This is a genomic window from Klebsiella sp. RHBSTW-00215, from assembly GCF_014103785.1.
Taxonomy (GTDB): Bacteria; Pseudomonadota; Gammaproteobacteria; order Enterobacterales; family Enterobacteriaceae; genus Klebsiella.
Genome location: NZ_JABXQS010000001.1, coordinates 3,780,710 through 3,804,963, shown reverse-complemented (window position 1 = coordinate 3,804,963; position 24,254 = coordinate 3,780,710). Strand labels below are relative to the sequence as shown.

The 24,254-nt window shown below is 51.4% G+C and carries 18 protein-coding genes; 7 read left to right on the top strand and 11 right to left on the bottom strand.

What is annotated here, in order from left to right:
* Nucleotides 1-2: 2 nt before the first annotated feature.
* Both HV127_RS32025 and HV127_RS18035 read right to left on the bottom strand, forming a co-directional pair.
* Nucleotides 3-3,593: an Ig-like domain-containing protein gene (locus tag HV127_RS32025; RefSeq protein ID WP_275944521.1), complete on the bottom strand. Its 3,591-nt coding sequence runs from the start codon at nucleotides 3,591-3,593 to the stop codon at nucleotides 3-5.
* A gap of 701 nt (nucleotides 3,594-4,294) precedes the next feature.
* Complete coding sequence (locus tag HV127_RS18035) at nucleotides 4,295-4,708, bottom strand: CoA-binding protein (RefSeq protein ID WP_014228669.1); 414 nt, start codon at nucleotides 4,706-4,708, stop codon at nucleotides 4,295-4,297.
* 155 nt (nucleotides 4,709-4,863) lie between these two features.
* Between HV127_RS18035 and mgsA the strand changes: the two genes are divergently transcribed.
* Nucleotides 4,864-5,322, top strand: a complete 459-nt coding sequence (mgsA, locus tag HV127_RS18030) for a methylglyoxal synthase (RefSeq protein WP_112214596.1) — start codon at nucleotides 4,864-4,866, stop codon at nucleotides 5,320-5,322.
* Nucleotides 5,323-5,350: 28 nt separating this feature from the next.
* On the opposite strand, the gene helD is transcribed toward mgsA, so the two are convergent.
* Complete coding sequence (gene helD / locus HV127_RS18025) at nucleotides 5,351-7,405, bottom strand: DNA helicase IV (RefSeq protein WP_182237679.1); 2,055 nt, start codon at nucleotides 7,403-7,405, stop codon at nucleotides 5,351-5,353.
* Between the two features lie 122 nt (nucleotides 7,406-7,527).
* Between helD and HV127_RS18020 the strand changes: the two genes are divergently transcribed.
* Both HV127_RS18020 and yccS read left to right on the top strand, forming a co-directional pair.
* Nucleotides 7,528-7,974: a YccF domain-containing protein gene (locus HV127_RS18020; RefSeq protein ID WP_110275078.1), complete on the top strand. Its 447-nt coding sequence runs from the start codon at nucleotides 7,528-7,530 to the stop codon at nucleotides 7,972-7,974.
* A 17-nt stretch (nucleotides 7,975-7,991) separates the two neighbouring features.
* A complete protein-coding gene (gene yccS, locus HV127_RS18015) occupies nucleotides 7,992-10,127 on the top strand; it encodes a YccS family putative transporter (protein WP_182237677.1) in 2,136 nt (711 codons plus the stop codon).
* Here the strand turns inward: yccS and HV127_RS18010 are convergent.
* Nucleotides 10,115-10,738, bottom strand: coding sequence for a TfoX/Sxy family DNA transformation protein (locus tag HV127_RS18010; protein WP_182237675.1), 624 nt, complete (start codon nucleotides 10,736-10,738; stop codon nucleotides 10,115-10,117). The two genes, yccS and HV127_RS18010, sit on opposite strands and share 13 nt — an antisense overlap.
* Before the next feature lie 472 nt (nucleotides 10,739-11,210).
* Between HV127_RS18010 and sulA the strand changes: the two genes are divergently transcribed.
* Nucleotides 11,211-11,720: an SOS-induced cell division inhibitor SulA gene (gene sulA / locus HV127_RS18005; RefSeq protein WP_182237674.1), complete on the top strand. Its 510-nt coding sequence runs from the start codon at nucleotides 11,211-11,213 to the stop codon at nucleotides 11,718-11,720.
* 353 nt (nucleotides 11,721-12,073) lie between these two features.
* Entirely contained in the window at nucleotides 12,074-13,144 is a 1,071-nt protein-coding gene (ompA, locus tag HV127_RS18000; RefSeq protein ID WP_182237673.1) for a porin OmpA, read from the top strand.
* A gap of 114 nt (nucleotides 13,145-13,258) precedes the next feature.
* On the opposite strand, the gene matP is transcribed toward ompA, so the two are convergent.
* Nucleotides 13,259-13,711 carry a macrodomain Ter protein MatP gene (gene matP / locus HV127_RS17995; protein ID WP_110275084.1) on the bottom strand — a complete coding sequence of 151 codons (453 nt, stop codon included), beginning with the start codon at nucleotides 13,709-13,711 and terminating at the stop codon, nucleotides 13,259-13,261.
* Between the two features lie 185 nt (nucleotides 13,712-13,896).
* Between matP and HV127_RS17990 the strand changes: the two genes are divergently transcribed.
* Together HV127_RS17990 and fabA are read left to right on the top strand one after the other, a co-directional pair.
* Nucleotides 13,897-15,654, top strand: coding sequence for a Lon protease family protein (locus HV127_RS17990; RefSeq protein WP_182237672.1), 1,758 nt, complete (start codon nucleotides 13,897-13,899; stop codon nucleotides 15,652-15,654).
* A gap of 69 nt (nucleotides 15,655-15,723) precedes the next feature.
* Nucleotides 15,724-16,242: a bifunctional 3-hydroxydecanoyl-ACP dehydratase/trans-2-decenoyl-ACP isomerase gene (gene fabA / locus HV127_RS17985; protein ID WP_100685616.1), complete on the top strand. Its 519-nt coding sequence runs from the start codon at nucleotides 15,724-15,726 to the stop codon at nucleotides 16,240-16,242.
* A 65-nt stretch (nucleotides 16,243-16,307) separates the two neighbouring features.
* Here the strand turns inward: fabA and rmf are convergent, their stop codons facing one another.
* The 6 genes from rmf to rlmKL form a co-directional block, all read right to left on the bottom strand.
* Nucleotides 16,308-16,475 carry a ribosome modulation factor gene (gene rmf / locus HV127_RS17980; protein ID WP_110275088.1) on the bottom strand — a complete coding sequence of 56 codons (168 nt, stop codon included), beginning with the start codon at nucleotides 16,473-16,475 and terminating at the stop codon, nucleotides 16,308-16,310.
* A 257-nt stretch (nucleotides 16,476-16,732) separates the two neighbouring features.
* Complete coding sequence (gene pqiC, locus HV127_RS17975; protein WP_181482801.1) at nucleotides 16,733-17,296, bottom strand: membrane integrity-associated transporter subunit PqiC; 564 nt, start codon at nucleotides 17,294-17,296, stop codon at nucleotides 16,733-16,735.
* Nucleotides 17,296-18,933 (bottom strand): intermembrane transport protein PqiB, encoded by a 1,638-nt coding sequence (pqiB, locus tag HV127_RS17970; protein WP_182237671.1) that lies wholly within the window; start codon nucleotides 18,931-18,933, stop codon nucleotides 17,296-17,298. The genes pqiC and pqiB overlap by 1 nt, the downstream gene beginning before the upstream one ends.
* Nucleotides 18,923-20,191 (bottom strand): membrane integrity-associated transporter subunit PqiA, encoded by a 1,269-nt coding sequence (gene pqiA, locus HV127_RS17965; RefSeq protein WP_182237669.1) that lies wholly within the window; start codon nucleotides 20,189-20,191, stop codon nucleotides 18,923-18,925. Before pqiA ends, pqiB begins: the two co-directional genes overlap by 11 nt.
* Nucleotides 20,192-20,205: 14 nt before the next feature.
* Entirely contained in the window at nucleotides 20,206-22,113 is a 1,908-nt protein-coding gene (locus HV127_RS17960; protein ID WP_112214606.1) for an ABC transporter ATP-binding protein, read from the bottom strand.
* A 12-nt stretch (nucleotides 22,114-22,125) separates the two neighbouring features.
* On the bottom strand, nucleotides 22,126-24,231 hold the full coding sequence (rlmKL, locus tag HV127_RS17955; RefSeq protein ID WP_181482804.1) for a bifunctional 23S rRNA (guanine(2069)-N(7))-methyltransferase RlmK/23S rRNA (guanine(2445)-N(2))-methyltransferase RlmL: 2,106 nt from the start codon (nucleotides 24,229-24,231) through the stop codon (nucleotides 22,126-22,128).
* Nucleotides 24,232-24,254 lie beyond the last annotated feature (23 nt).

Below are 24,254 nucleotides of genomic sequence, written 5' to 3'. Positions count from 1 at the left end.
AGTCAGAATCGAATCCGAGTCACTGTCAGAATCCGAATCACTGTCGAATCCGAATCACTGTCCGAATCCGAATCACTGTCCGAATCCGAATCGCTGTCCGAATCCGAATCACTGTCCGAATCCGAATCGCTGTCCGAGTCGGAGTCACTGTCGGAGTCCGAGTCGCTGTCAGAGTCGGAATCGCTGTCTGAATCCGAGTCACTGTCAGAGTCAGAATCGCTGTCCGAATCCGAATCACTGTCCGAGTCGGAGTCACTGTCGGAGTCCGAGTCGCTGTCAGAGTCGGAATCGCTGTCTGAATCCGAGTCACTGTCAGAGTCAGAATCGCTGTCCGAATCCGAGTCACTGTCAGAGTCCGAGTCGCTGTCCGAATCCGAGTCACTGTCGGAATCCGAGTCGCTGTCTGAATCCGAGTCGCTGTCAGAGTCAGAATCGCTGTCCGAATCCGAGTCACTGTCGGAATCCGAATCACTGTCAGAGTCCGAGTCGCTGTCCGAATCCGAGTCACTGTCAGAGTCAGAATCGCTGTCCGAATCCGAGTCACTGTCGGAATCCGAATCACTGTCAGAGTCCGAGTCGCTGTCAGAATCCGAATCGCTGTCAGAGTCCGAATCGCTGTCAGAATCCGAGTCGCTGTCGGAGTCGGAATCGCTGTCAGAATCCGAGTCGCTGTCAGAGTCCGAATCGCTGTCTGAATCCGAGTCGCTGTCGGAGTCGGAATCGCTGTCAGAATCCGAGTCACTGTCAGAGTCCGAATCGCTGTCAGAATCCGAGTCACTGTCGGCGTCGGAATCGCTGTCAGAGTCAGAATCGCTGTCCGAATCCGAGTCACTGTCAGAGTCCGAATCGCTGTCGGAATCCGAGTCGCTATCTGAATCCGAGTCACTGTCGGAATCGGAGTCGCTGTCAGAGTCCGAGTCGCTGTCGGAATCAGAATCGCTGTCGCTATCCGAGTCACTGTCAGAGTCCGAGTCGCTGTCCGAATCCGAATCACTGTCAGAGTCGGAATCGCTGTCCGAATCCGAGTCACTGTCAGAATCCGAGTCACTATCGGAGTCGCTGTCGGAATCCGAGTCGCTGTCAGAATCCGAGTCACTGTCAGAATCCGAATCGCTGTCAGAGTCGGAATCGCTGTCCGAATCCGAGTCACTGTCAGAATCCGAGTCACTATCGGAGTCGGAGTCGCTGTCGGAATCCGAGTCGCTGTCAGAATCCGAGTCACTGTCAGAATCCGAATCGCTGTCAGAGTCGGAGTCACTGTCAGAATCCGCATCGCTGTCAGAGTCTGCATCGCTGTCCGAATCGGAATCGCTATCGGAGTCGCTGTCAGCATCAGCATCCGAGTCATCACTGAGATCGACTATCAATTCAAATATCGGAGAACGCTCACTCACGTTCCCGGCCAGATCGGTCACCGTGGTGCTCAAATTGTGAGTGCCCTCACTCAGCGCATCCGGGGTAAAGCTCCAGTGGCCGTCTTCGCCCGCAATCACGGTACCCAGCACGGTATCGCCGTCGTAAATTGTGACTGTACTACCGGCTTCTGCCGTGCCGCTCAACGTTGGCGTGTCATCATCAGTGACGTTGCCATTGTTCAGAATACCTGTTTCTTCGCCTGCATTATCAAACACCTGCAGATCGCTGACCGGAGCCACCTCCGTGTCCACCGTCAGCTCAAAGGCCGGAGAGTGCCCGCTGGTGTTCCCGGCTTTATCCGTCACCGTGGTGCTCAGGCTATGGGCACCGTCCCCCAGCGCTGCCGGGGTAAAACTCCAGTGGCCGTCCTCACCTGCTACGACCGTGCCCAGCACGGTATCGCCATCGTAGATCGTTACCGTGGAACCCGCTTCCGCCGTGCCGCTTAGGGTCGGTGTCGCGTCGTTGGTCAGATCCCCGCTGCTCAGCGGGCCGGTGTGCTGGTTAACGTCGTCGGTCACCACAAGATCGCTGACCGGGACCACCTCCGTGTCCACCGTCAGCTCAAAGGCTGGCGAGTGCCCGCTGGTGTTCCCGGCCTTATCGGTCACCGTGGTGCTCAGGCTGTGGGCACCGTCCCCCAGCGCTGCCGGGGTATAGCTCCAGTGACCGTCCTCACCTGCCACGACCGTGCCCAGCACGGTGTCGCCATCGTAGATCGTTACCGTGGAACCCGCTTCCGCCGTGCCGCTCAGGGTCGGCGTGGCGTCGTTGGTCAGGTCCCCGCTGCTCAGCGGGCCGGTGTGCTGATTAACGTCGTCGGTCACCACCAGATCGCTGACCGGGGCCACCTCCGTGTCCACCGTCAGCTCAAAGGCTGGCGAGTGCCCGCTGGTGTTCCCGGCTTTATCCGTCACCGTGGTGCTCAGGCTGTGCGCACCATCCCCCAGCGCTGCCGGGGTATAGCTCCAGTGACCGTCTTCGCCCGCAATCACGGTGCCCAGCACGGTATCGCCGTCGTAAATTGTGACTGTACTGCCCGCTTCCGCCGTGCCGCTCAGGGTCGGCGTGGCGTCGTTGGTCAGATCCCCGCTGACCAGCGGACCGGTGTGCTGGTTAACATCGTCGGTTACCTGAAGATCGCTGGCATCCGGCGCAGTTGTGTCTATCGTCAGCACAAAGGCTGGCGAACGCTCGCTGACGTTTCCGGCTTTATCGGTCACCGTAGCGCTCAGGCTGTGAGTACCCTCGCTCAGTTCCGGCAAAGTGAAACTCCAGTGCCCATCTTCACCTACAACGACAGAACCTAGTACGGTATCACCGTCATAAATCGTTATCGTGGTGCCAGCTTCCGCCGTCCCTTTAATCTCCGGGGTCGTATCATCGGTGACATCACCGGAATGCAGCACGCCGGTGATAGGCCCCACATTGTCATTGACCGTTATGTTCTGGGCCGCGGTAGGTAATTCTGTATCTGAGTCGCTATCCGAATCTGCATCGCTGTCAGAGTCGCTGTCGGAATCCGAGTCACTGTCAGAGTCCGAATCGCTGTCTGAATCCGAGTCGCTGTCGGAGTCCGAGTCGCTGTCAGAGTCCGCATCGCTGTCGGCATCAGAGTCACTGTCGGAGTCCGAGTCGCTGTCAGAATCCGCATCGCTATCGGCATCGGAGTCACTATCCGAATCCGCATCACTGTCGCTATCTGAGTCACTATCAGAATCTGAATCATCAGGAGAAATTGAGGAGTGGTGATCTTTATTTGAAGTACCGGCAAACATCGCCGCAATGCCCAGTAGAGCCGCACCCGCCATGGCCCAGCCGGCAATGCTTTGCCCTGCACCACCGGTAGCAATGACTTCTGAAAGATCGCTAATCAGTGAATAATGGGCACCATCAGTACCAGCGCCCTCCAGCCACCATAATGCGCCCGTCTCATCGTCCATAAGAACCAGGTCACTGTGCTGTCCATGCTCATCCACAACGAAAAAGTTTTTAATTGTAACGGTGTCACCGTTATGGAGTTTTAGAACAAGATCATTACCTTGCCGGGCATATGAACTAATTTCTTCACGCTTGACATGCAGGAGAACCACTGACTGCGTATTTAGATTAACTAGATTGCCATCAACGGTGCGTTCGACACCCGTTTCTTTCACTGTCACATTTATATTTTTCATCAGGTTGCACCCTTGAGATGAAGACGCAGTCAGAGATATGAGATAATTCTTAATAATGCATCTTATTAGATATACCAGTTCCTGGAGTCCCGCAAGGGCATGACAAAATAAGAAAATTACATCCTGAAATAAAATAAAAACGTTATTTTACATACAATTAAAATAATATACTTACATTTTGAGATGTTAATAATGACCATAATAAAAACGGTTACTCACGGTTATTACAATAAAGATAAAATCATGAATAATACATTTCTCATATTGAGAAACATCCATTTAATCACTGATTCAAAAATATCTGTGATATTAGTCATGTAAATAATAGATAAAAAGCAACAGTTTTTTTAAAGTTTAAAAAAAAATCATAACAGATAATCCCTATATTCACAGTGATTTATTAAGAAAAATAAATCGCCTGGCGGAGGAAATTTTAAGAATAAGGAAAGAAAAAGAGACAAAACTTGCCAGTTAAAAACGGGAAGACAACGCGTAAAAGTAAAATTCAGACTGGCGTTCGTTTTACTTTAAAATAAAGAAACGTTTCGATGTAGTTTTAATTAAAACACTTACCATAAATAACTTAATAAATATCGGTAAAGAAAACGGCTCCCTTTCATGGAAGCCGTTATTGTGCCGCAGTTAAACTCGGTCAACCGTTCCTTAACTGCTCAGCATTGCCGCCTTGCGCGGCTTTGGATTTATCTGGCTAATCCTAGTCGTGGGATCTCAATTGCCGGACAGCGATCCATCACCACATTAAGCCCGGCATCACGCGCCAGAACCGCGGCCTGCTCATTTATAACGCCCAACTGCAACCACAGCGTTTTCGCCCCAATAGCCACGGCCTCCTGCGCAACGCCCCACGCCGCTTCCGAATTGCGGAAAACATCGACCATGTCTACTTTTTCCGGCACATCGGCAAGCGTTGCATATCCTTTTTGCCCCAGTAGCGTAGTGCCCGCAACCTTGGGGGAAACTGGGATGACGTGGTACCCCTGCTCCAGAAGATATTTCATCACCCGGTAGCTTGGACGGTCAGGTTTGTCACTCGCGCCCACCAGCGCAATGGTCCGAGTCGAGGTCAGAATTCCTGCAATATCGTTCTCTTTCATCTTCATCCTCCTGCTATTTAGCCCAAGTGTATGCTAATCCGGCTGAACCAGCCATCCACTCTAACCTACAGATACATCAAATTTTTTCACCCTGGCGCTTGCAGCAGCAGCCACTTCCAGTAATCTGTCTGCAGGCCAAAATGTGGAATGAAATAATGGAACTGACAATACGTACATTACCCGCGCGCAAACATATCGCGCTGGTTGCTCACGATCACTGTAAAGATATGCTGATGAAATGGGTTGGGCGCCACCAGCAACTGCTGGCTCAACATACGCTATCAGCAACCGGCACGACCGGTAACCTCGTAGCCCGCGCAACCGGGCTTGAGGTTCAGGCACTTCTGAGTGGTCCAATGGGCGGCGACCAGCAGGTGGGCGCACTGATTTCGGAAGGTAAAATAGATGTGCTAATTTTCTTCTGGGACCCGCTGAATGCGGTGCCGCACGACCCGGATGTTAAAGCCCTATTACGTCTGGCAACGGTATGGAACATCCCGGTCGCTACCAATGCTTCTACCGCTGACTTTATTATTCAGTCTCCACACTTCAGCGATCCTGTTGATATTCTGATCCCGGATTATCAGCGCTATCTCGCCGATCGTCTGAAATAAACCGCGCTGGCGGCCAGGCCGCCAGTTGTTATGGTTTTCTCGCTATTGGTACATCCAGCGCCTCTAACATTTCGACAAACGGTGAAGGTTGTTGTTTGTTAAATAGCAGCCAAACGCGTAAACGAGCACGGGTGATTGCGACGTACAGCAAACGTCGTTCTTCGGCATCAGGAAAATCTTCCGGTTGCGGTAACAATGCCTGCTCCATTATCGATTCACGCGCCGGTGCCGGAAATGCATCATCCCCATCCTGAAGCCCCAAAACAATAACGTAATCCGCCTGTTGCCCTTTGCTGGCATGGATAGTCATAAAATCAAGCTGCAGGTGCGGCCAGCGTGTTGCGGCTTTCTCCAACGCCGTAGGTTTCAAATGATGGTAACGGGCCAGCAGCAAAATTCGCTGTTCGCGTTTGACATAGCCGCTCAGTTTATCCAGCAACTCGTCGAGTTTGTCCTCGGCCAATAATGTCACTGCCTTTTTATCCCCTGCGACCAGGCTATTTAACGGTTTGGTTAACTGGTGTGGATTTTGCTGAATAAACTCGTTGGCTACTTCGCCTATCCGGCCATTAAAGCGGTAGGTGGTATCCAGCGCGCAACAGTCACCTTCACCAAAATAGTGATTAAAGGCCGTCGTCAGGGAAAGTTGAGCGCCGCTGAAACGATAGATAGCCTGCCAGTCATCGCCGACGGCAAATAGCGTGGTCTGCGTATTTTGCCGACGCAACGCTGCCAACAATGATGCACGCTGCGGAGAGATATCCTGAAACTCATCAACCAAAATATGTTTCCATGGACTGACAAACCGCCCTTTATCAAGAATATTAATCGCCTGATGAATCAGGCCGGAAAAATCGACGGCATTCTCATCTTTTAACGCCGTTTTCCACGCTTTGAGCAACGGTGCCATCAGCTTGACCCGTTTGCCAAAGAGATCGCGCACCTCTTCCGGCGCCCCCGCAATCATCTCGGCCTGCGATCCTCCGTGCATTCGCATCAAGCTGACCCAACGGTCGAGGCGACTCGCCACCCGACGCTGGAGCTTTTTGTCCTGCCAGAAATCCCCTTCCGGAATCTGCCAGTCCATCTCCTCTTCCAGCCACAACCGCCAACCTTTCGCCTGCGCTTTTTTCTCCTGACACTGCTGCTGCCAGCTCTGCACTAATAGCTTTTGTCGGGTAGCGGTATCGCTTTCCAGCTTACTGATCGTTGGCACTTTTTTACTGCCTTGCTGAATAATATGCAGGGCCAGGGAGTGAAAAGTACGAGCGGATATCTCTTCTGTGCTCAAACGCTCACGGATACGTTCATCCATCTCCTGTGCCGCCTGGCGACCAAATGCCAACAGCAGGATCTGGTCGGCTGCGGCTTCGCCACGCGTCAGTAACCAGCCCGCACGCGCCACCAAAACGGAGGTCTTACCGCTTCCGGCACCGGCCAGAACTAATAACGATCGCTCACCGTTCACCACCGCACGGGCTTGCGCCGGGTTCAGTGGCGATGATTCCACGCTCGCAAAAAAGCCACGGTACTGTTCCAGCATCGATTCAGTAAATGCCTGATTATGAGCGAGCCTGGCCTTTTCCGTATCACTCAGCCAGCCCAGGCACTGCCGCCACAGTTCACGGCAGTTATCGAAAGCCTCAAGGCGACCGGTCGGCATTGGTAATCCACTTAGCGCACTTCGGATTTTACTCTGAATATCAGTCACCTGCTGGCGAGTTAGCCATTTACCCTCAGCGCTTGAACGCGCCACTTCTGCCAACTGCTGGCGAAGTAGATCGGCAGCAATGTCGCTCATTTCCGCGCTCCACTGCTGCCAGAGAGTATTCAGATGATGATAAAAACGCTGCGTGTCGTTCCATTCGGTGCCATGCAAACGCACAACTTTATCATCTGGCAGGACAAATTCCAGTTCGCCCCATACCAGTCCGCGCTTGCAATGAACCGACAATAACTGATTGAAAGGTATAAGATACTCATGGCTGTCGCCGGAAACCTTTACTCCGGCATTGAGGAGTTGCACCCTGTCATAAGGATGCTGCGCCATGCGTTTGCCTAATGTTGTCGCTTTAAGTTCCATATAATGTCGAATTTCAATCAGGTTGGTTGTTTTTAAGTTTAACCGCCAGTGGCCGAGTGCTCCAGCGTAAAAAACGCTACAATGGGCGGGTCTTATTATCCACAGGATTAAACAGAGGGTTTATGCGTACCATTCTGAATATTTTAAACTTTATCCTTGGCGGTTTCGCCACCACGCTCGGCTGGCTGCTGGCAACACTGGTGAGTATCATTTTGATCTTTACACTACCGCTCACGCGTTCCTGCTGGGAGATTACCAAGCTCTCTTTGCTGCCATACGGAAATGAAGCGATTCATGTTGATGAACTTGAACCTCAAGGAAAGAATAGCCTGTTGAACGCGGGCGGTACGCTACTGAATATATTATGGTTTATTTTCTTTGGCTGGTGGTTATGTCTGATGCATATCTTCTGTGGTATTGCACAATGTGTGACCATCATCGGCATCCCGGTCGGTATCGCCAATTTTAAAATCGCCGCAATTGCCTTGTGGCCAGTGGGCCGTCGAGTCGTTTCTGTTGAGACCGCCCGCGCCGCGCGTGAAGCCAATGCCCGTCGCCGCTTTCAGTAATTGGATGGAACAAAGAAATGCTTAGCCCCCTGCTACGCCGCTATACCTGGAACAGCGCCTGGTTATATAACATCAGGATCTTTATCGCACTCTGCGGCACGACTGCATTTCCATGGTGGATTGGTGAAGTAAAACTGACTATTCCCTTAACACTCGGAGTAGTGGCTGCGGCGTTGACTGACCTTGATGACCGCCTGACAGGACGTCTGCGCAATCTGGCCATCACTCTGGTGTGCTTCTTTATCGCTTCGGCATCGGTGGAGCTTCTCTTTCCCTGGCCCTGGCTGTTTGCGATTGGCCTGACCCTCTCCACTATAGGCTTTATTTTGCTCGGTGGATTAGGACAACGCTATGCAACAATCGCCTTTGGTGCTTTATTAATTGCTATCTATACCATGCTGGGCGTAACGCTTTACAGCCATTGGTACCTCCAGCCGTTGTTTTTGTTAGCCGGTGCGGTCTGGTATAACTTACTTACCCTAGCCGGACATCTTATCTTCCCTATCCGCCCTCTTCAGGACAATCTGGCCCGCAGTTACGAGCAGTTGGCTCACTATCTGGAGCTTAAATCGCGGCTGTTTGATCCGGATATCGAAGATGAAAGCCAGGCGCCGCTGTACGATCTGGCAATAGCCAACGGCCAGCTAGTTACCACGCTGAATCAGACCAAAGTCTCTCTGCTGACTCGTCTACGCGGCGATCGCGGCCAGCGCGGTACCCGCCGCACTTTGCAGTATTACTTCGTGGCTCAGGATATTCACGAACGCGCCAGCTCATCGCATATTCAGTACCAAACGTTGCGCGACCACTTTCGCTATAGCGACGTGATGTTTCGCTTTCAGCGTATGTTGTCTATGCAGGCGCAGGCATGCCAAAAACTCTCACGCGCTATCCTGCTACGCGAACCCTATCAACACGATGCCCACTTTGAACGGGCATTTATGCATCTTGATGCCGCACTCGATCGCGTACGGGCTAGCGGAGCACCTACGGAACAGCTTAAAGCGCTCGGCTTTTTGCTCAATAACCTGCGAGCGATAGATGCCCAGTTGGCGACCATTGAATCCGTACAGACTACCGTACAGACCAATAACAATACTGAAAATCTGCTCGCTGACGATCAACCTAACGGTTTTAGCGATATCTGGCTACGTTTGCGCAATAACATGTCACCGGAGTCAGCTCTATTCCGTCACGCGGTTCGGATGTCGTTAGTCCTGTGCGCGGGCTACGCCTTTATTCAGCTTACCGGGCTGAACCACGGCTACTGGATATTGCTGACCAGCCTGTTTGTTTGCCAGCCAAACTACAACGCCACGCGCCACCGGCTGGCGTTAAGAATAATCGGTACGCTGGTTGGGGTTGCGATAGGACTCCCGATCCTGCTCCTGGTACCTTCAGTAGAAGGCCAGCTACTTCTGATTGTTCTGACTGGCGTGCTGTTCTTTGCTTTTCGCAACGTACAATACGCCCACGCAACGATGTTTATTACCCTGCTGGTCCTGTTGTGCTTTAACCTGCTGGGTGAAGGCTTTGAAGTCGCCTTACCACGTATATTTGACACATTGATCGGTTGTGCGATCGCCTGGGCGGCCGTAAGTTTTATTTGGCCCGACTGGAAATTTCGCAATTTACCGCGAGTCCTCGAACAGGCAATCAACGCCAACTGCCGATATCTGGATGCCATTCTTGAGCAATATCATCAGGGACGTGACAACCGCCTGGCTTATCGTATCGCACGGCGTGCGGCGCATAACCGAGACGGTGAACTGGCATCAGTAGTCTCAAATTTGTCCACTGAACCCAGAGCTGACTCAGCGATGCGAGAAACCGCATTCCGCTTACTGTGTCTGAACCATACTTTTACCAGCTATATTTCAGCGTTGGGTGCCCATCGGGAAAAACTGACAACACCGGATATTCTGGCGCTGCTGGACGATGCCGTTTGCTATGTTGATGATGCGCTGCACCATACACCCTCTGATGAACTGCGGGTACAGCAAGCTTTGGCAAGCTTGCAGACCCGGATCCAGCACCTTGATCCTCGAGCTGACAGCAAAGAGCCTTTGGTGCTCCAGCAAATTGGATTACTGCTGGCGCTGCTGCCAGAAATATGTCGGCTACAGCGACAGGTCGAGGTTCAACCTGAGTAAGTCTCTATCTCTCGTTGCTGTTCTACCGCCCACTCTTCGAGGTCCTGACGCAGTTGCATCGGGAGTGTGGCGGCATGCACACCATTGATTGCCCCAGCTAACGAATAAAGCACATTGACCGTTAGCGCTTTATTCAATCTTAATAGCCTCAGCCAGGCTTTTTTCGCTCCAATTTCGCGCAACGTTTTTTCATCAGGAATGCCTGAATTAATCAACTGCAGCTCCATGTGGAAACTAATATTTGGCAAATTTTTTAATCTCCCTGAGCTTTTCTGCTTTTGCTTTTCATTACGTGCGGTCTGAAATGAAAAAACTGATAGCTGGAAAAGCATATTGCTGTCACGCCAAAGCGCTTCATCTATATGATAATATTTCAGTGCAGCTGGTCGACCATTCTTTCGCATTATCAAAAGAGGGGTTTTATGTTCAACGCGATACTCCGCACTCTGCTCACAAACCCTAAGATAAATTTCCCCCTCAGCAACCATAGCAAAAACGGTATTATCTATCGCCAGACTATAGCCGCCAAATAAAGGCCGACAACTTATTTTTCCTAATGATGACAAGCACTTCCGGAACTGTTGAATCCGTAGACCTGGAAATTTCTTCATGATTATTCCTTTGTTAATCATGTAAATAAAAAATAGTTTCGTTAACGGATCCGCTAATTAAGAAAATAAGTGACTTCTCTTGATGCGGCAAGATGAATTATGTCTTCATTTTAACCAACTTATGTTTTTGCGAGCCGCTTTCAAAAAAATATCGCTCAATGAAGTCAAAATGCCGAAAGGTAAAGTATTTGATAAATATTAATAACAAAAGAAACCAGAATACTTAGCATCGGTAGTACATCCAAAACGGATAACACTCTTACAGGGGAGAAAAATTCACTCAAGTTAAAATGTTTTCAACCATGAATTCACATCATATGCATACCGACATCAAGTCATACTCGCCAATCTGCCGATCTGAAGGGGAAAAATGAAGTACAGATTTCAGTCAACAGAAGAGAAAATGTGGTTGATCTTTTTACCTGTCGCATATACTGTACATACATACAGTAACCCACAGGCGGGATAGACTATGTTTACTTCAGCTCACGCAAATCGTTCACCACTGACTTCTACTTCAGTACGCCGTCACGCTCATGACGCAGTCGAACACCCAACCAATGGGCTGATCAGTGAAATTGTCTATCGCGAAGATCAACCCATGATGACGCAACTATTATTGCTTCCTCTATTACAGCAACTTGGTCAGCAATCGCGCTGGCAGCTGTGGCTAACGCCTCAGCAGAAACTGAGCCGCGAATGGGTACAGTCCTCAGGTTTACCGTTATCAAAGGTGATGCAGATCAGCCAAATGTCGCCCAACAACACACTAGAATCCATGATCCGCGCACTGCGTACCGGTAATTATAGTGTTGTGATTGGCTGGTTGTCAGATGAACTCACAGTTGAAGAACATGAACGACTGGTTGTCGCTGCGCAAGAGGGTCATGCAATGGGGTTCATCATGCGTCCAGTGAGGAATACTGGTCAGCCAGGCAGACAACTTTCTGGGCTAAAAATTCACTCAAACGTGTATCATTAAATGAATTTAGGATTAATCCTGGAATTTTTTTTGCCCTGGTGGATGGCTTAATTTTTTAATGCCCGTTTTTGTTAAAATGCCTGTCTGATGCGGTCTCGCGACTTTTTTTGCCATATGAAATTCAACCCTACGTTGTTAAACATTGGGTACACAACCCTTTTTTTTCATATGCCTGACGGAGTTCACACTTGTAAGTTTCTAACTAAGTTGTAGACTTTACATCGCCAGGGGTGATCGGCTTTCGCTGCATGTATCAGCATAGTTAACAACAAGTCACGCCCCGGGTGAAGGATTTAACCGTGAGGTCTTTTGTACCTTCATGGCGAATTTTGGATGATAATGAGGCGCAAAAAATGAAAAAGACAGCTATCGCGATTGCAGTGGCACTGGCTGGCTTCGCTACCGTAGCGCAGGCCGCTCCGAAAGATAACACCTGGTATGCAGGTGCTAAACTGGGCTGGTCCCAGTATCACGACACCGGTTTCTACGGTAACGGTTTCAAAGGCAACAACGGTCCGGTTCGTAACGATCAACTGGGTGCTGGCGCGTTTGGTGGCTACCAGGTTAACCCGTACCTCGGCTTCGAAATGGGTTACGACTGGCTGGGCCGTATGGCTTACAAAGGCAGCGTTGATAACGGTGCTTTCAAAGCTCAGGGCGTTCAGCTGACTGCTAAACTGGGTTATCCGATCACTGACGATCTGGATATCTATACCCGTCTGGGTGGTATGGTTTGGCGTGCAGACGCTAAAGGCAACTACGCTTCTAACGGCGTTTCTCGCAGCGAACACGACACTGGCGTTTCCCCAGTATTCGCGGGCGGCTTAGAGTGGGCTGTTACTCGTGACATCGCAACCCGTCTGGAATACCAGTGGGTTAACAACATCGGCGACGCAGGCACCGTTGGTACCCGTCCTGATAACGGCATGCTGAGCTTAGGTGTTTCCTACCGCTTCGGTCAGGAAGATGTTGCTCCGGTTGTAGCTCCGGCCCCGGCCCCGGCTCCTGAAGTGACTACCAAGCACTTCACCCTGAAGTCTGACGTTCTGTTCAACTTCAACAAATCTACCCTGAAACCGGAAGGCCAGCAGGCTCTGGATCAGCTGTACACCCAGCTGAGCAACATGGATCCGAAAGACGGTTCCGCGGTTGTTCTGGGCTACACTGACCGTATCGGTTCTGATGCCTACAACCAGCAGCTGTCTGAGAAACGTGCTCAGTCCGTTGTTGATTACCTGGTGTCTAAAGGTATCCCGTCTAGCAAAATCTCCGCTCGTGGTATGGGTGAATCCAACCCGGTTACTGGCAACACCTGTGACAACGTGAAAGCTCGTGCAGCTCTGATCGACTGCCTGGGTCCAGATCGTCGCGTAGAGATCGAAGTTAAAGGCTACAAAGACGTAGTAACTCAGCCACAGGCTTAAGTTATCGCGTTAATAAAAAACCCCGCTGATGCGGGGTTTTTTTTGTATTAAATTCATGTTTAAAGCAACAAACCAGCGGAATACCAACACTCACTTTAGTTCTTAATTTAATGGCTACTCTTTACCCAGCAACACTTGCAAGTCATGCTTCAAACTGGACATTTTACTGGCATATTTTTCTTTATGTTCAGCATCCTCAATCAGCTGTACGATCGTTTCCGACAGGGTCATACCCCGCCTTTGTGCCAGACCTGCCAGCCGCTGCCAGACCATGAACTCCAGATCGATAGATTTTTTACGAGTATGCTGATGCTCCGCGTTAAAATGTCGCTTGCGACGTGCGCGTATAGTCTGCTTCATACGGTTCGCTAACTCTGGATTCATATGCTGCTCAATCCAGGTATTCACCAGAACAGGTTCATTTTCGAGCGTGAGTAAGACATCGACCGCAGCTTGTGCAGCGCTGGCTTCAATGTAGCGGGTTATCGGTTCACCTTCCCGGCACTTTTTTACCAGATATGTCCATTTCCAACCGCTTTCAAGATTTTCCAGTTGTTGATATTTCATTGCGATCTCAATGTGACCGTGTAACTCTTTTCAGGATATCAGTTTTTTCTTGATCTGCTGAGAATAAATCATCTTTCGTGATGTGGGTAGATTCGTTATCACTGCGACCAACGCAATCACTCGTGTGCTCAGACGCCGCATAATGTATAATCGCGCGTTTTACATCTGACTAAAAAACAGCGACTTTGACCATTACGAAACTTACCCGAAACGACCTCGCTCCTGATACGGAAAGTTATCAGGCGCTGTTTGCACAAGCCGACTTAGCACAAGCAGAGGCATCTCTCTCTGGCGAACTGCAACCCCGCTTATTCTATGCCCTGGAGCAACTTCTGGTGACTCCAGCCATTTCGCCGTTCATGCTGGTTAAAGCACCAGAAGAGCCAGAGTATCTGCAATGGTTGGCGAACGAAACTCGTACTTTACATCAACCATCTGAACCGCTTTATGGCGTACGTTATCAGATTGATGGTGGAAACATCACCAGCATCCCGGCACAAGCCGCAGAAGATAATTTCGCGAGCATCGCGCCGGTTGAAGCAGCCGACTGGGTAGAAGCAGAGCAACTCTTTGGCTGCGTACGCCAGTTTAATGGTGAAATTAGCCTGCAACCAGGTCTGGTTCATCGTGCCAACGGTGGTGTATTGATCATCTCCCTGCGCGCATTGCTGGCTCAGCCCCTGCTGTGGATGCGGCTAAAAAATATGATTACCCGCCAGCGTTTTGACTGGCTGTCAATCGATGAGTCCCGCCCTCTTCCGGTTAGCATCCCCTCAATGCCACTCAACCTGAAAGTCATTCTGGTTGGCGAGCGGGAATCACTAGCAGATTTCCAGGAGATGGAACCCGAGCTTTCTGCCCAGGCTATTTACAGCGAATACGAAGACAATTTACAAATTGTCGATGCCGACACCCTGAAACAATGGTGTCAGTGGGTCTGGCAAAACGCACACCAACTCGAACTACCTGGGTTAGCTGCCGAAACCTGGCCGCTGTTGATTCAGGAAGGTGCACGTTACACTGGCGATCAGGCTACCCTACCGCTGTGTTTGCTATGGATTGCGCGCCAGCTTAAGGAGGCGGCGGCCTTCTGTGAAGGTGAAGAGATTAGCGCCGAAGAGATGCAAACCATGCTGGAACGTCGTGAGTGGCGCGAAGGCTATCTCGCGGAGCGGATTCAGGACGAAATCCTACAAGAGCAAATCCTCATTGAGACCGAAGGCGAATGCATCGGCCAAATCAACGCGCTATCGGTTATTGAATTCCCAGGCCATCCGCGCGCATTCGGCGAACCGTCTCGCATTAGCTGCGTTGTTCACATTGGCGATGGTGAGTTTATTGACGTCGAACGCAAGGCTGAGTTGGGTGGCAATATCCATGCGAAAGGCATGATGATCATGCAGGCGTTTTTGATGGCTGAGCTGGAGCTTGATCAACAACTCCCCTTCACCGCCTCGTTAACCTTTGAGCAATCCTACAGTGAAGTGGATGGCGATAGCGCCTCCATGGCTGAACTGTGCGCATTAATCAGTTCGCTGGCCAATGTTCCCATTAACCAGAGTATTGCTATCACCGGCTCTGTCGATCAGTTTGGTCGTGTACAACCTGTTGGTGGACTCAATGAGAAAATTGAAGGTTTCTTTGCTATATGCCAGCAGCGTGGTTTAACCGGTAAACAGGGCGTCATTATTCCAGCCGCCAACGTCCGTCATCTGAGTTTGGCAAAGGAGCTACAACAAGCCGTTGCTGAGGAACAGTTCTTTATCTGGGCCATTGATGACGTCACTGAAGCATTATCCCTTCTGACCCAACTATTGTGGGATGGAGAAGGACAAACTTTACGGCAAACCATCCAGGAGCGGATTGCACAGGCGACACAACAAGAAGGTCGCCATCGCTTTCCGTGGCCGCTGCGCTGGTTAGGCGGTTCAGGTTCTAACTGATCGGACTTGTTCAGCGTACACGTGTTAGCTATCCTGCGTCCCGAACTCAAAATAAGGCTTACTGAAAACATGGTAGATAAACGCGAATCCTATACAAAAGAAGATCTTCTTGCCTCTGGCCGTGGGGAACTGTTTGGCGCTAAAGGCCCACAGTTACCAGCGCCAAATATGCTGATGATGGACCGCGTCATCAAGATGACCGAAACCGGTGGTAACTACGATAAAGGTTATGTTGAGGCAGAACTCGATATTAACCCTGACCTGTGGTTCTTCGGTTGCCACTTCATTGGCGATCCGGTTATGCCTGGCTGCCTGGGCCTGGATGCCATGTGGCAACTGGTTGGCTTCTACCTGGGCTGGTTAGGCGGCGAGGGTAAAGGGCGTGCGTTAGGCGTAGGTGAAGTTAAACTCACCGGCCAGGTACTGCCAACGGCTAAGAAAGTGACCTACCGCATTCATTTCAAACGCGTGATAAACCGTCGTTTGATTATGGGCCTGGCGGATGGTGAAGTACTGGTTGACGATCGTCTGATCTACACCGCAACCGATCTGAAAGTGGGTTTATTCCAGGACACCTCTGCGTTCTGATAAAACAGTGACACTTTAAAAGGCGAAGCCCCCGCACAGCGGAGGCTTCATTTTTAAAGAGACAGTCAGGCAATTTGCACCCTGTCCTCCATGGCTTCTCGCCAGCCTCCTAGCCACCAGGACCTTTGATTCAAGGTCTGATAAGGACACATTTCTTTCGATCTTCCGGTAATACCGGCTTGATATCCACGTTGATGTGCCCGTTCCAGGCGATCTCGTTTTTGTCTCTTCATGCCTCGTTTCCCTCATTCTTTGATCTGGTGGAAAAGAAAACAATGGTCACTAAATACGCAACCACGGTTAACGAATACCGCGAATCAGAGACAGCGTCAATGCGCAAAATTCACGCCATTGTCATATTTGTGAGCTACATGAAAGTTCATTTGTACAAAAAATGTGAACCGGCACAAGTTAACAAGCTGATGAGACAAATAAAAAAGCCGCTGCGATTTTGTTACCCGCAGCGGCTTTTTACTTTTATTAATTTTGCTTATGGCAGGCGATTCAACTCGCTGGCAATTGCAGTCGCTTCCTGAGTCCAGGCCTGAGCGAGGGTTTTAACCATTGCGTCATAACCATCCTGCTGTTGCTTAAGCTCAATGTTGAACGGACGCTTAATCAGCTGCCCCTGATGCTTCAACAACCACTCACCGCTAACGATCACCCGGCCATCGTAACGACCGTGAAATCCGCTAACGGACACGTTTAGCGTATCCTGCTCGCTCCCTAAAGGCTGAGAGGCCACCACCCAGCCCGGCAGCTGGTTGCTAAGATTCGCCACCAGCGTGGTACGCAGTTGCTGATCGAGCGGGCTCGCCCACAGATTGTTATTGGCGATCACATACTGGACGTCAGTGGTCTGGTAAACCACGCCATTACCCGCCAAATAATCAGGAATGCTGACTTGTTCAACCCACAGCAAATTTTTGCTTTGGTGAGCGGCGCTTTGTGCGCCACTCTGTACCACCGGAAGCTGGTAGTACGTTTTGCTCTCACCACCACTGCTGCACGCGGTCAGCGCGCATACTGCCGCCGCTATTAGCCATCTTTTCATTATTTCGCTCCCTTTGGCTGCGGATCTTTTTTATCCTTCGCCTCAAATACCAGCGCATTGCTCTTGTCGTTGAGCGTTTTCAGTACCGGTTGCAATTCACGAAGAACCTGATCCAGGCGCTGCATATCCGCCACCATCTTATTGTATGCCGCAGAGCCCGGCTGGAAGCCTTGCATACTACGATTCAGTTCACGCAATGTGCTCTGCATATCGCCCGGCAGCTGCTGCATGGACTGGCTTGAAGTTATCTTATTCAGGCTATCCAGCGTCGTTTGCACGTGCTGCATGGTCTTCTCGCTTTGCGCCAGCGTACTGGTTGCCTGCTCCAGCAGAGGATTAATCGGCAGATTGTTAATCTTATCCAGGGCATCCATCAGACGCTGCTGGATCTGCGCCAGGCCACCGCTCACAGTCGGTATGATCGGATAACCACCAAACTCCTGAATCTTGCCGCGCGCAGGCGCTTTCGGATAGAAGTCGAGATCGATATACAGCGCACCGGTTACCAAATTGCCCGTTTTGAGGGAACCACGCAGCCCACGATTCATCAGATCATCGATATGCTTGCGAATGTCTGGATCGCCGCCTAACTGAGTGATCAAACGTTCTGGTTCAATTCGCACTTCAACCGGGATGCGGTAATCGTCGTTTAGATTCTGTTTCAGCCCAGGGATAAAGAACGGCACTTTACCTACGGTTCCGAGGCGAATACCGCGAAACTCAACCGGTGCGCCAGGCTGCAGGCCGCGGATAGAATCTTTAAAGAACATCACGTAGTCGATATGCTGGGTAAAGACCGAATCCTGAATGCTTCGTTGATCGTCGAAAAGGTGATATTCGGTTTTATTCGCTACCGGCTCTCCTAACGGTAACCCCTCAGGAATATCAAAGCTGACGCCGCCGCCAAACAGAGTTGACAGCGATCCCATTTCAACACGCATACCCGCAGCGGTAAGATCCACCGCGATACCGCTGTCTTTCCAGAAACGCACGTTGTTGGTCACCAGACGATCGTTTGGCGCGCTGATAAACAGCTGGTAGGTGATATTGCGTTTTTGCGCATCAAAGGTGCTGGTTTCGACTGAACCGACGCGATAACCCCGAAAGAGCACCGGATCGCCAGGAGAAAGCTGACCCGCTTTACTGCTTTCCAGTAAAATGCGAATGCCTTTAGCGTCAGGGGAAGCCAAAGGGGGTGAATCCAGCAGCGGATATTGCGCAGGCACAGAGCCTTTAGAGCCAGGCTGCAATTCGATATAAGCACCGGATAATAACGTGCCTAGCCCGCTAATTCCTTCACGCCCGACCTGCGGTTTGACCACCCAAAAAACCGAATCCTTATGTAGCAATTTTTCCATGCCTGAATTCAGCCGGGCTTTAATTTCTACGTGAGTCAGGTCATCAGTCAGCGTTGCGCTTTCTATCACGCCAACATCAACGCTACGGCTTTTAATTCGGGTTTTACCCCCTTCAATACCTTCAGCATTGGTGGTGATTAACGTCACCTCCGGCCCCTGATGGCTATAGTGATAAAATAGAATCCATGCGCCGATAAGCGCCGTGACTATTGGGAAGATCCACACCGGTGACCAGTTCTTCACCTTTTGCACTTTCGCTTCTCCGCTCTTATTTTCCATGCTGCAGTCTTTCCTCATGGCTTGGATCTGGCTCACGGTCCCACAACAAACGAGGGTCAAACGTCATGGCCGAGAACATTGTCATAACAACGACCAGCGCAAACATCACCGCTCCGATCGCCGGATAGATATTCATCAATCCGCCGATGCGCACCAGAGCTGAGAGGACTGCGATGACAAAAACATCGATCATCGACCAGCGGCCGACGAATTCGACAACTTCATAAATCAGGTGCATGCGCTCAGAGTCACGCGATCCTTTGCCGCTGGCATTCCAGCACAGCCAGCCAATAGCGATCATTTTTAACGTTGGCACCATAATGCTGGCGATAAATATCACCATCGCCACCGGATATGATCCCTCGCTCCACAGCAGGATCACCCCCGCCATAATGGTGGAGGGCATTTTATCGCCCAGCAGATCGGTAATCATGATCGGCAGAATATTGGCTGGCATATAGAGGATTATCGACGTCATCAGCAGCGCCAGCGTCCATTGCAGACTGTTTTTACGTCGAGCGGTTCCTTTGGTATGACAGCGCGGGCATACGGCTTCGTCAACGGGTAAAACTGCCGTACAGCATGAGCATGAACGCAGTCCCTGGCGAAGGCCGGAAACACCGACTTTCAATGGCTGTTTAATCAACGGCATTGGCGCAATGTCGTCCCACAGCCAACGGCGGTCCACGCACTGGAATGTGCGTAGCTGCAATACGCAAAACATACACCAGGGAATAAAGCTTAAACCGATACCAATATCACCGTAGGCCATCAGCTTAACAAAGCTGACCAGGACTCCGGCGAGGAAGATTTCCGCCATTCCCCAGGTTTTGAGGTGAAACAGGATCCGTGCCAGAAATGCTTTTAGGCCGGAAGGAATGCGTACACGGTTTACCAGCAGCAGGATGGTGATAAGGCAGAAAGCCGGCACCAGTTGCACAAAGAGTAAAAAGAAGGTGCCAAGGCTGGCGTAATCCTCGGTAAAAAGAACATTAGGGATTTCCAGCAGCTCAATTTCGCTACTGATGCCACCGACCTTCATGTAGATGAAAGGAAACAGGTTTGCCAGCAGCAGCATAAACAATGCGACCAGCGCATAGGCAGTGGGACGCTGCCGAGGCGCGTCCCACGAAGTCGTCAATGTCGTTCCGCAGCGCGGACACGCAGCTTTCTGGCGATGCTCCAGCTGCGGCAAAGCCACCAGCAGATCACATTGTCGGCACAGAATATGCCGCGCAGCATGATGATGATCGCACATGAAAACTCCTCAGCTTATGCGCCGTTTTTTAATCCTTCAAGATATTCCCAGCGTTCGAAGGCAGTTTCCAGCGCCTGCTCCGCTTCGCTCATCTGCGCCAGCACCTGCTGCGTATGATCATGCGACTGACCAAAGAAAGAAGGATCGGCAACCTGCTCCTGCAGAGTCTGCAATTGGGCCTCAAGCTCTTCCAGTTTCTGCGGCAGTTGTTCCAGTTCGCGCTGCAGGTTATAGCTTAGTTTGCTGGCCGCGCGTTTGACACTTTCTGCTTTCGGTTGAGCAACTTCTACCGTTTTTTTGGCAACTGACTGCTTTTGTGCCAGATACTGAGATTGCTGACCTCGGGCATCGTGATAACCGCCAACATATTGACCAATTCTCCCTTCCCCTTCAAAGATCCAGCACTCGGTTACGGTGTTATCAACAAACTGACGGTCGTGGCTGACCAGCATCACGGTGCCCTGATAGCCGTCGACTAACTCTTCCAACAGTTCCAGGGTTTCGACATCCAGATCGTTTGTCGGTTCATCGAGGATCAACAGGTTACTGGGCTTGAGGAACAGGCGCGCCAGCAGCAGACGGTTACGCTCACCGCCGGACAGTGCACGCACTGGCGTCATGGCGCGTTTTGGATGGAACATAAAGTCCTGCAGGTAGCCCAGTACATGGCGCGGTTTGCCGTTTACCATCACTTCCTGTTTGCCTTCCGCCAGGTTGTCCATCACCGTTTTGTCCGGGTCAAGCTCTGCACGGTGTTGGTCGAAATAGGCAACTTCCAGCTTGGTACCCACGTGGATACGCCCGCTATCTGCCTTCAGCTGGCCGAGCATCAGTTTCAACAGCGTGGTTTTACCACAGCCGTTCGGACCAATCAGCGCAATCTTATCACCGCGCTGGATCTGGGCGGTAAAATCCTTCACCAGCACCTTGCCATCAACCTGGTAGTTAACGTTCTCCATTTCGAAGACAATTTTGCCCGAACGCGCGGCCTCTTCGACCTGCATCTTCGCACTACCCATCACTTCACGACGCTCACCGCGTTCGCGGCGCATCGCTTTCAATGCGCGCACGCGCCCTTCATTACGGGTACGACGGGCTTTAATCCCCTGACGGATCCAGACTTCTTCCTGCGCCAGCTTGCGGTCGAATTCAGCATTCTGTAGGTCTTCAACGCGCAGCGCTTCTTCTTTATCTAACAAATATTGATCGTAATTGCCTGGATAGGTCACCAGCTTACCGCGATCGAGATCGACAATCCGCGTCGCCATATTGCGAATAAAGGAACGGTCGTGCGAGATAAAAATAATGGTGCCTTTGAACATCTTCAGGAAACCTTCCAGCCAGTCGATAGTTTCGATATCGAGGTGGTTAGTCGGTTCATCCAGCAGCAGCACGCGCGGCCCGCTGACCAGTGCGCGCCCCAGGGCCGCCTTACGCAGCCAGCCACCGGAGAGCGAGGAGAGCTCGGCGTTAGGATCCAGATTGAGCTGCTCAAGCACTTCATTAATACGGCTATCCAGCTGCCAGAGCCCTAAATTATCAAGCTGCTCCTGAAAGCGTGCCAGTTCGTTTAAGTTCTTGTCGCTCGGGTCGGTCATCACCAGTTGTGAAGCATCATGATAGCCTTTGAGGTAGGCCGCCTGTTCGGCAATCCCTTCCGCAACGAAGTCGTAAACGGTTCCGGTAATGTTACGCGGCGGATCCTGCTGCAGACGCGCGACAACCAGATCCAGCTCATAAATAATGCGCCCGTCATCAAGACCCTGTTCACGGTTGAGGATCTTCATCAGAGTCGATTTACCCGCACCGTTACGCCCTACCAGGCACACGCGTTCGTTATCTTCGATATGCAGTTCAGCATTATCCAGCAGCGGCGCATCGCTGAATGAAAGCCAGGCGCCGTGCATACTAATTAATGACATTCTTTATTCCTTTCAGGCTGAGGTGATCAGCCAGCAGTTGTGAATCTGACGGTTGCGGGCAAAATCTTGAGATTGCGTTTTTTGCGTAATCTCCTGCGCCTTCAGGCCCAGTTGCGCTAACCCGTCATGATCCATACGGAAACCGCGTTTGTTGTTCGAGAACATAATCGTGCCGCCTTTACGCAGAAGACGTTTTAGATCGGTCATCAGACGCAGATGGTCGCGCTGTACGTCAAACGCGTCTTCCATGCGCTTAGAGTTAGAGAAGGTCGGCGGATCAATGAAGATCAGATCAAACTGTTCGGTGCTCTCACGTAGCCAGCCCAGTACATCGGCCTGCATCAAACGATGCGCGCGACCGGTTAAGCCGTTGAGGCGCAGGTTGCGCTCCGCCCATTCGAGATAAGTGCGCGACATATCGACCGTCGTGGTAGAGCGCGCGCCGCCGAGGCCTGCATGTACGCTCGCGCTGCCGGTGTAGGCGAAAAGATTGAGGAAGTCCTTGCCTTTGCTCATCTCACCCAGCATGCGACGAGCAATGCGGTGGTCAAGGAACAGGCCAGTATCCAGGTAGTCGGTCAGATTGACCCACAGACGCGCGTTATACTCCTGCACTTCAAGGAAATCACCCTTCTCAGCCATTTTCTGATACTGGTTTTTCCCTTTCTGCCGTTCACGGGTTTTTAGCACCAGCTTATTCGGTGCAATCCCCAGCACGGCAATCGTGGCGGCGATAATATCAAACAGACGCTGACGCGCTTTGTGTGCGTCCACGGTTTTCGGCGGAGCATACTCCTGCACCACCACCCACTCGCCGTAGCGGTCAATGGCTACGTTATATTCCGGGAGGTCGGCATCATAAAGGCGATAGCACTCGATACCTTCCTGACGTGCCCACTTCTCATATTTTTTCAGGTTCTTACGCAGACGGTTGGCGAAATCTTCCGCCAGCGTCGCGGTTTTTCCGCCCTCGCTTTCGGCGAGATGATAGTTCTTCTGCACACAGTCTAGCGGGCCGTTTTTGGCTTTGAACTGCTTATCAGCGCGTAATTGCAAACAGCTGAGCAGATCAGGCGAGGCGCTGAACAAAGAGAGGTTCCAACCGCCGAACTGATTTTTCATGATCCGGCCCAGCAGGCTATGCAGAGCAATCAGCGCCGGTTCGCTCTCCAGACGCTCGCCGTATGGCGGGTTACTGATAACCGTACCGTAAGGCCCTTTCGGCAGCGGATTGTCCAGTTTGGCAACATCTTTAACCTCGAACGTCACCAGTTCGCCAATGCCAGCACGACGGGCGTTGCTGCGCGCACGTTCAATCACCCGCGCATCAATGTCAGAACCGTAGAAACGGGATTCATACGCCGCCAGACCCTGACGGGCGCGGGTTTGCGCTTCGGCTTTCACCTCTTTCCAGATAGCATCATCGTGCTGCGCCCAGCCGCCAAAGCCCCAATGACCGCGGTGTAAACCCGGCGCACGGTCGGTTGCCAGCATAGCAGCTTCAATCAGCAGCGTGCCGGAGCCGCACATCGGATCAAGCAGCGGTGTCCCCGGAGCCCAACCTGAACGCATCACGATAGCCGCAGCCAGGCTCTCTTTGATCGGCGCCATACCGGTGCCATCGCGGTAGCCGCGCAGATGCAAACCCTCGCCGCTAAGATCTAAAGAAATATGTGCGGTTTCTTTATTCAGCCAGACGTTGATGCGCAGATCGGGGCTTTCACGATCGACATTAGGACGCGGCAGATTCTTACGCGTAAAGCTATCAACAATGGCATCTTTGACCTTCAATGCGCCGTACTGACTGTTACGAATCTCTTCGTTAAGCCCGCTAAAGTGCACGGCGAAAGTGGCGTCTGGGGTGAAAATCTCCGTCCATGGAATGGCCTGTACGCCGAGGTAAAGGTCCAGATCGCTATACACGCTGCACTGACCCAGCGGCAGCATGATCCGCGAAGCCAGCCGACTCCACATCAGGCTTTGATACAGCAGGCGCGTATCTCCCTGAAAATGGACCCCGCCCTGGACTACCTGGCAGTCCACCGCGCCAAGCCCTTCCAGTTCAGTTTTTAACAGCTCTTCAAGCCCACGAGCCGTACTGGCAAACAGAGAATTCATATCGTCACTTTTACTAAAAGAAA

Coding starts and splice junctions, on each gene's coding strand:
- HV127_RS32025 (WP_275944521.1), bottom strand. CDS start 3,593: ATGAAAAATATAAATGTGACAGTGAAAGAAACGGGTGTCGAACGCACC.
- HV127_RS18035 (WP_014228669.1), bottom strand. CDS start 4,708: ATGAAAGAGAACGATATTGCAGGAATTCTGACCTCGACTCGGACCATT.
- mgsA (WP_112214596.1), top strand. CDS start 4,864: ATGGAACTGACAATACGTACATTACCCGCGCGCAAACATATCGCGCTG.
- helD (WP_182237679.1), bottom strand. CDS start 7,405: ATGGAACTTAAAGCGACAACATTAGGCAAACGCATGGCGCAGCATCCT.
- HV127_RS18020 (WP_110275078.1), top strand. CDS start 7,528: ATGCGTACCATTCTGAATATTTTAAACTTTATCCTTGGCGGTTTCGCC.
- yccS (WP_182237677.1), top strand. CDS start 7,992: ATGCTTAGCCCCCTGCTACGCCGCTATACCTGGAACAGCGCCTGGTTA.
- HV127_RS18010 (WP_182237675.1), bottom strand. CDS start 10,738: ATGAAGAAATTTCCAGGTCTACGGATTCAACAGTTCCGGAAGTGCTTG.
- sulA (WP_182237674.1), top strand. CDS start 11,211: ATGTTTACTTCAGCTCACGCAAATCGTTCACCACTGACTTCTACTTCA.
- ompA (WP_182237673.1), top strand. CDS start 12,074: ATGAAAAAGACAGCTATCGCGATTGCAGTGGCACTGGCTGGCTTCGCT.
- matP (WP_110275084.1), bottom strand. CDS start 13,711: ATGAAATATCAACAACTGGAAAATCTTGAAAGCGGTTGGAAATGGACA.
- fabA (WP_100685616.1), top strand. CDS start 15,724: ATGGTAGATAAACGCGAATCCTATACAAAAGAAGATCTTCTTGCCTCT.
- rmf (WP_110275088.1), bottom strand. CDS start 16,475: ATGAAGAGACAAAAACGAGATCGCCTGGAACGGGCACATCAACGTGGA.
- pqiC (WP_181482801.1), bottom strand. CDS start 17,296: ATGAAAAGATGGCTAATAGCGGCGGCAGTATGCGCGCTGACCGCGTGC.
- pqiB (WP_182237671.1), bottom strand. CDS start 18,933: ATGGAAAATAAGAGCGGAGAAGCGAAAGTGCAAAAGGTGAAGAACTGG.
- pqiA (WP_182237669.1), bottom strand. CDS start 20,191: ATGTGCGATCATCATCATGCTGCGCGGCATATTCTGTGCCGACAATGT.
- HV127_RS17960 (WP_112214606.1), bottom strand. CDS start 22,113: ATGTCATTAATTAGTATGCACGGCGCCTGGCTTTCATTCAGCGATGCG.
- rlmKL (WP_181482804.1), bottom strand. CDS start 24,231: ATGAATTCTCTGTTTGCCAGTACGGCTCGTGGGCTTGAAGAGCTGTTA.